This window comes from Enterococcus sp. 3H8_DIV0648, assembly GCF_002140655.1.
GTDB lineage: Bacteria > Bacillota > Bacilli > Lactobacillales > Enterococcaceae > Enterococcus_A > Enterococcus_A hulanensis.
In genome coordinates, this window is the sequence record NZ_NGLG01000001.1 from 2,769,682 (window position 1) to 2,770,216 (window position 535).

Sequence of the window (535 nt, forward strand, 5' to 3'; positions counted from 1 at the left end):
ATTGTATAACTTAAACCTTCACACTTTGCAATTTCTGGTATTTTGTCAATAGAACGTAAAAAATCTACACATAATTCTTCAACCCTTTTTACATCATTTTCTATAGATTGATCTGGCAAATTGATCCTAATAGAGTACTTACTATCATAATACAAATTCCCTTGTGTGAAAACTGTCTCTTATACACATCTAGATGTGTATAAGCGGTGTGCCTCACTCAATCTCAGCCTATCTGCTTTCAAACTGGCGATATAGTGTAATGATACATAACCAAATTTTGTAGGGTCATCAGTTTCCCGCTTATCTACACTGTTAATTTCGTCTAATTCGAAATCTCTCTTTATCATATTTGCTATCTTATCAACATCATCGGAAAAATAAGTAATAATCCTAATACCGCAAATATCAGTTATTTCCTCAATAGATCGATATTTTTCTTTAAGTTCTATCTTTTTTTCAAGGCTTTCTCTGGTCTTGACCCTAGACTCAATACTCTGCAATACAATGGACTCCTCAATAACTATACCCTCTATTG

Annotated in this window: 1 pseudogene; it reads right to left on the reverse strand. The window is 32.9% G+C overall.

What is annotated here, in order from left to right:
• Nucleotides 1-179: 179 nt before the first annotated feature.
• Nucleotides 180-535 (reverse strand): annotated as a pseudogene (locus A5875_RS12740) (GTP pyrophosphokinase); the annotation flags it as partial.